This is a genomic window from Aquabacterium sp. (assembly GCF_036279655.1).
GTDB lineage: Bacteria > Pseudomonadota > Gammaproteobacteria > Burkholderiales > Burkholderiaceae_C > Aquabacterium.
The window spans coordinates 1-6,826 of the sequence record NZ_DASUIT010000038.1; the positions used below are offsets into that span (position 1 = coordinate 1).

Consider the following 6,826-nt stretch of genomic DNA (forward strand, 5'->3'; position numbering starts at 1 on the left):
ATCATAATAGCCATGAGAATTCTCAAGATACACAATTGCACGCACCCACTCAGGATCCACGCCCTGCCGATTTGCCTCTGCAGTTATATACTCGTTATATACATCAACAACACGACTACCAAACCACCGCCACTCAATAGCCCTATTATGATTAGCACTAGAACTCGGGTCCACATCAACCTGAAAAATACCCGGCGCATTATTAATAATATTATCAACCCTATCCGCCGGAGCAATAATTTGAGCAGTCACGATTCAATCCCTTTTTTAACCGGAAAAATTAATGTATACAGAAAAACACATACAGTCGGAAGAAGGACCAGCACAAAACTCTCCCCCACCAACTTCAATCCATCCAGGGCACAAACCCCATCTCTCGCAACCTCTTTGACGCAATACTCTTCTTGGGAATTCAGCACCCCCCCATAGCAAACCAACACAGTCCCCCAAGCGATCCCAGCACACCAAATGACTGCAACCAAATTCCTGCAGCCAGAACGATGCCGCCTCAGAAGGAAGGTCACGAGCAAGGCAGCGACTTGTGCAATCACAATCATCAATACAACGTGAATTAATGGCCATAACCGTTCGGTTTTTTTTGGCAACCCATAAAAAAACCCTCCATAAACTAATATCACGTACAACAACACTAGCAACACTGATGTCCGCACAAGCTGCTTAATAGACATAAGAAGACCCCAATCAAACCTCACTCGTTCAATGTTCATAGAGGTGAACATTAATTCCAACATTGCACCTCGCCGTTCCCGCAGACTTTTCGCCTCACTCCGCCCTCGACTAGGGAAGCTCGCCTCGCCCATCCTGATCTCCGCAGAGAGACTTATTCCAAGCATCAACGTGATATTTTGGCCATAGGCCGTGATGACGTTTCACACTAACGTCAAAGAAGCAGGGAATAATACCCCCCGTGTTGTCACTCTTGGATTTGCGGTGTTCGTCACACGAAATATTCACCCCTTACATAACCCTGCCCGACACTGACTCATACCGTTTCGTCGCCAGCTTGATCTCAGCCTTCTGCCCGTGACCCACAAAACCCACGACCTTGTTTTCCAGCATCACGTCGGATGCCGTCACCAGCGCCTGCTCAGGCACCAGGATCAGCAGCACCTGTTTGGTAGTAGCTGCGTCGCCCGTGGTGTGCACCGCTCTCTGTTGCACGGCGCCGCTCACTGGCGCTGCTAGGCAGGTCAGCCGCTCGAGCAGGCCTGCCTTGGCGCCCTCTTCCACCAACTGGCGCTGTTGTAGATCGGCCCTGGCATGGCACTCATTGAAGGTCTTGGCCGTATCAGCCATCCAGGCCTGGCGCATTTGCTCGGTCAGAGTGAGTCCCGCCTTAATGCACAACTGGGTGCAGTCCTGGTCGGCATGCTGGGTCAAGAACCCCTGTTTGAACAAGGTCTCGAAATCGGCCTCCAGCTTGGCGCGCTGGGCCCGGATGTTGAGCCACTCAGAATCTAGCTGCAACTGCGCCAACTGGCGCAAGTCGTCATCAATATCACCAGCCCCTTTTGGCAATGATGGTGCCTTGCCGTTGTCCAGCAACCCCAACAGTGCTTGCGTACGCCAGACTTCCGGCAGTGCCGCCACGCGCCCCTGCGCCACCCGGCTGTTGTCCGCCCGGGCGGTCGTGGGATCCAACTCAATCAACAACTGGCCTGCGTTGACCTTGCCCCCATTCTGTACATGGATGGCCTTTACCATGCTGGTCTCAGGTGGCGGGATCTGCTTGGAGCCCTCACTGGCCACGATGCGGCCAGACGCCACCGCCACCATGTCGACCTGGCCCAGACAGGCCCACAACAAGGCCAGGGTGAATAGCGCCAGGATGACCCAGATGGCGCGCCTTGGAGAAGGATGTCGCGGCAAACGCATCAACTCCGCTTGCTCTGGAGATGTTGCAGCGGTCATGACTGCCCCTCCGGCCCACTGCGCTCCCGCCCAACGGTCTGCTGCATGCGCAACAAATTTGCCTTGCGCCCTAAGTGTCTGGCCGCGCGATGCAGGCGTGCCAGCGAACAATAGGACTCCAGCGCGTGAATGGCGCCGACGCCAGTCGCCAACTCGCGAGCAACTCCCATGACGCCCATCTTTGGGGCGACTTGTATTTGCATTTCCCTGATTCCTGCTTTGTGTACCCCAAATCTGAATCAGGGACTACTTTTGAAACTATGACACAACATTACATATCGTTGAATAGGTCACGGATAAGGTGTTGGCACTTATTGACACGCATCAACGAACGCAAGCCAAGCTTCATCGCCATGACATGAATGAAGCGCACGAGAAAGACAACGCCCCTGACGGCACGCCCGCAGCTACATCTGCTTGCAATTTCAGATGATGAGCGCACGTAGAATCCGCCGCACCTCATCGATTCAACGGCAGGACACTTCCTCATGCGCGCGCTCAAGTCACTCTTTGGTATGGCAACTCTGGCCCTGGCGGCCTCTCTGGCGGGCTGCGGCGGTGGCGGGGATGCAGGCGAAGCGCTGACACCACTGGGGACACTGGTGGTGTCGGATGCCACCACGTCGTCCTTGAACGGCACATTCACGGCAGAAGATGTCGCCAATACGGACGTTTACGACGACGTCGGCGACGGCATGTACGAAGTCACCATTGACGGTCAAAGCACCGACTTCACCGTCTTCGTGAGGTACAGCAAGACGGATGGCTCCTTGAACTATGTCGAATATGCCGCCCCGACGCCCAGCACGGACAGCTATGTGTGCAGCAATGAAGATGTATCAAGCGATAACGACTGCCCGACCACTGGCGTCACCTTGGACTCCACCGCACGTACGATCAAATTCACCCGATTCACTTTGAAAGAAGACTCCATCGTGGGTCAGACCGTCAAACTGAGCGGCACCTTGGGATGGGTCGCCCCCGGTCCCTGAGCGCCTACGACCTCTTGATCAGATGACGCCCGCACCTTGCGGGCGTTTTTCTTCCCCCTAATACTAGGGGGATCAACCCATGATCCCGCCCATATCGCCCCGCCCCCCTAGCTTCAGGGTGTTTACCCGAGGCTGCTGCGGCGATACTCCCACCTGAATCTTTCCGATTTTGCTTATCGGTGCCCTGTCACGTCGATGTGGGCACCCGTTGTTGCTGGGACGAGGATCTTCGTGCGAAAAATTTCAGGTACCTCCCGCGTCGTGGCGGGTCGACACACAGCCCTGGCCTGCCTGGCCGGCGTCTCCATGGCTGGCCTCATGGCCTACACGCCCCTGGTGTACGCCGACGAAGCCCCCCCCGGAACCGTGCCGACCCTGGAGCAACTCAAGCCCGTGCAGCCCATTGCCAAGGACACTCCGGCCTCGGCTGTACCCGACCAAGGTGCCATGCCGCGCGAGCTGGGCAAGCCCAGCGATGACATCACGCTGGATGTCACGGCCTACAGCATCGACGACACCGCCCCCGCCGCCCTGCGCGAGGCCCTGCCCGCGCTCACGGCCCCCTTTGTCGGCAAGCAGCGCAGTTACGAAGACCTGGTCAATGCAGCATCGGCCGTGACCCGCTTCATGCAGCGTGAACTGGGCTACTACCTGGGCTATGCCTACCTGCCCGAGCAAACGCCCAAAGATGGTGTGATCCGCATCGGCGTGCTGGAGGGCCGCCTGGACGAGGTCATCCTCAAATGGCCCGACAAGATGCCCGTGCGCAAGGAGGTGGTCGAAGACTACCTCTCGCAGCTGCAGCCCGGCGCCATCCTCAAGGTGCGTGATGTCGAGCGCGTCGTCTTCATGATCAATGACCTGTATGGTCTGCGCGCGCGTTTCGAGGTCAAGTCGGGCCGCACGCCCGGCACCGCCTCGCTGGTGGTCACGCCCACAGCCGAAGCCCGCCTGAGCGGCCGGGTCGAACTCGACATGAACGGCTCGCGCTACTCGGGCGAATACCGTCTCACCGGCGTGGCCTCGGTGGCCAGCCCGCTGGGGCGGGGCGACAACCTGACCGTGAGCGGTCTGGCGTCAACCACCGGCGGCCTGCAGTTTGGCCTGGTCAGCTACGCCACCCCAGTGGGGCGTCACGGCCTGAAGCTGGGCGCCTCGGCCTCGGCCGTGAAGTACCAGCTCGACAAGGACATCTTCCAACTGGACCTGCATGGCAAGGCCAATGCCTACAGCGTGTTCGGGCTCTACCCGGTGATCCGCTCGCGCAACCTCAACACCTTTGCCCTGGCCACGCTGGAGCACAAGGAATACACCGACAGCATCGCGGGCCTGACGTCCGACAAGCGCACCCGTGACCTGCAACTGGGCATCGTGGGGGACTTCCGCGACAACTGGCTGACCGGGGGTGTGAACTCCTACGAGCTGAACTGGTGGCGCGGCAACATCACCGTGAAACCCGGCACCCTGGCCGTGCCCAACAACTTCAACAAGTACGGGCTGGGCTTCTCGCGCCTGCAAAACATCATCAATGGCCGCCTGCTGGGCTATGTGCGCTACAAGGGACAGATCGCTGGCGACAACCTGGACACCACCGAGCGCTTCGGCCTGGGTGGCGCCAGCGGCGTGCGCGCCTATGCCCCGGGTGAAGGCACGGCCGACACCGCCCATCTGCTGACCACCGAGTTGCGCTGGCTGCCACCCGAGTCGATGTTCGGCCGGGTCGCGCGTGAAATGGTCTTCAGCGCCTTTTATGACCTGGGGGTGGCCAAGGTGCGTCATGACCTGGAAGGGGTGCCTTCCATCACCGACAACACCCCCACCCTCGGTGGTGCAGGCTTCGGTTTTGTGTGGGATCGCCCCCAGTCCTTTGCCTTCCGCATGAGCCTGGCCTGGGCCACCCAGGGCGAGGCCGTGAACGACAAGAAAGAGCGTAACCCCCGGGTCTACGCCGTGTTCACCAAGAGTCTGTAAATGCCACGGCCCCTGCCCTGGCAGGCGGGGATCGAGCGGTGCCCAGGTGCCGCTTCCGCAGTTGAATGAAATTCGAGAGTCCGGTTATGAATCGTCGTGCATCCACCTTGACCGCCCCCCTGCGCCGCTGGGGTCTGCGCCCCGTGCCAGCCGCCCTGATCATGGCGCTGGTTCCTGCCGCAGCATGGTCTTTCGACCTGGGCACGGTGACCCATGGTCAGGCGACATCCACGACGACGGGCACCTCGACCCATGTGAACGTGCTGACCCACACGGCCATCACGAACACCCAGGATTCATCGATCCGCGCCAACGAGTCGGTCGTGATCGACATGCTCAGCAGCAACTCCAGCCTGCTGATCCGCGACACGAGCTATGACCCGACCCACCTGCTGGGCAGCCTGCAGACCAATGGTCGCGTCTTCTTCCTCAACCCCAATGGCATCGTGTTCGGCAGCGGCTTCCGTGCGGACGTGGGCTCGCTCGTGGCCTCGACGCTGAACCTGGCCGACGAGGACTTCCTCCAGAACAAGTTCCGCTTCACCCTGGCTGGATCCGCAGGTGCCATCGAGCAACACGGCCAGATCCACGCCAGCGGCACCGTCACGCTGATCGCCCCGGAAGTGGTCAACACCGGCACCATCGATGCCTCGCGCGTGGGTCTGGCCGCAGCCTCCGAAGCCCTGGTCGATCTGGACGGCGATGGGCTGGTGTTCCTGCACGTGGGCAATGCGCAAGAGGCGCAGACTCGCTTGTCGCAACTGGGCACCATCCGGGCCGATGGCGGTGTGGCCGAATTGCAGGCGCGTGCGCGTGAAGGTCTGGCCGGCACGGTGCTGAACATGGATGGCCTGGTGCAGGCCCGCAGCATCGGTTCGCGTGAAGGGCGCATCGTCATCGATGGCGGCAGCTCGGGCGTGACCTCGGTCACCGGCACCCTCGACGCCTCCGGCCAGCAGGCGGGTGAGCACGGCGGCCAGGTGTCCGTGCTGGGCGACAAGGTCGGCCTGTTCGACCAGGCGCACATCGACGCCTCCGGCCAGGCCGGTGGCGGCACGGTGCTGGTGGGTGGCAACTGGCAGGGCTCAGGCGACGAGCGTCGCGCCAGCCGCACATTCGTCGGTGGCGAGGCCAGCATCCAGGCCAATGCGCTGACGCAGGGCGATGGAGGCAAGGTCGTGGTGTGGTCCGATGAGGTCACGCGCTTTCACGGCAGCATTGAGGCTCAGGGTGGCGCACAAGCCGGCAACGGCGGCCAGACCGAAGTCTCCGGCAAGGCCCATCTGGATTTTGACGGCCAGGTCAACCTGAACGCCACGGCTGGGCATGATGGCCTGCTCTTGCTGGACCCCCAGAACATCACCCTGGTCGATACGGGCGGCACGGCACCGGCCAACAACGCCTCGCCCACGCCGGACGTGGCCTTTGGCGACAGCGCAGGCCTGGATGTCAGCGTCAATGTCAGCGGCGTCAGCGGCGTGGCCGAACTGCGTCTGCAAGCCACGCAGGACATCACCTTTGCCACCAGCCTGACCATGGGTTTGGGCAACGACGTGGTACTGCAAGCAGGCCGCAACATCGGCCTGGCAGGCTTCACCTTGCGCACAACGGGCTCGGGCACGATCACCTTGACGGCGGGTTCGGTGGATGCCTCGGGGGGCATTTCGACAGGTACCGGCAAGATCCAGGCGAGCACCGGGCTGGTCAGCCTGACCGCTGGCACGGGCGGCATCATCGGCAATCTGGATGTTGACACGGTGGTGCTGAACACCACTGGCAATGTGAATGTGGCGGAAGTCAACGGCCTGGACCTGGGCACCAGCACGGTGGGCGGCAACCTCACTGTCACCGCAACAAGCGGCAACATCACCGACAGTGGTGCAGTGAACGTGACGGGCAACGCTTCCTTCACGACCAACGGAAACGATGCC

Annotated in this window: 6 protein-coding genes; 3 read left to right on the plus strand and 3 right to left on the minus strand. The window is 60.8% G+C overall.

Annotation, left to right across the window (positions count from 1 at the left end):
* The 3 genes from VFW84_RS04035 to VFW84_RS04045 all read right to left on the minus strand — a co-directional run.
* The coding region (locus VFW84_RS04035) for a hypothetical protein (RefSeq protein WP_329679147.1) at positions 1-252 on the minus strand (252 nt) is incomplete at its 3' end.
* Positions 249-728 carry a hypothetical protein gene (locus VFW84_RS04040; protein ID WP_329679148.1) on the minus strand — a complete coding sequence of 160 codons (480 nt, stop codon included), beginning with the start codon at positions 726-728 and terminating at the stop codon, positions 249-251. The genes VFW84_RS04035 and VFW84_RS04040, both read right to left, overlap by 4 nt.
* Positions 729-978: 250 nt before the next feature.
* Positions 979-1,932, minus strand: a complete 954-nt coding sequence (locus VFW84_RS04045) for a hypothetical protein (protein WP_329679149.1) — start codon at positions 1,930-1,932, stop codon at positions 979-981.
* Between the two features lie 488 nt (positions 1,933-2,420).
* On the opposite strand from VFW84_RS04045, the gene VFW84_RS04050 reads away from it, so the two are divergent.
* The 3 genes from VFW84_RS04050 to VFW84_RS04060 form a co-directional block, all read left to right on the plus strand.
* On the plus strand, positions 2,421-2,924 hold the full coding sequence (locus VFW84_RS04050) for a hypothetical protein (protein WP_329679150.1): 504 nt from the start codon (positions 2,421-2,423) through the stop codon (positions 2,922-2,924).
* A 231-nt stretch (positions 2,925-3,155) separates the two neighbouring features.
* Positions 3,156-4,895: a ShlB/FhaC/HecB family hemolysin secretion/activation protein gene (locus tag VFW84_RS04055; protein WP_329679151.1), complete on the plus strand. Its 1,740-nt coding sequence runs from the start codon at positions 3,156-3,158 to the stop codon at positions 4,893-4,895.
* A gap of 86 nt (positions 4,896-4,981) precedes the next feature.
* A partial coding sequence (locus tag VFW84_RS04060) for a filamentous hemagglutinin N-terminal domain-containing protein (protein ID WP_329679152.1) occupies positions 4,982-6,826 on the plus strand: 1,845 nt, incomplete at its 3' end.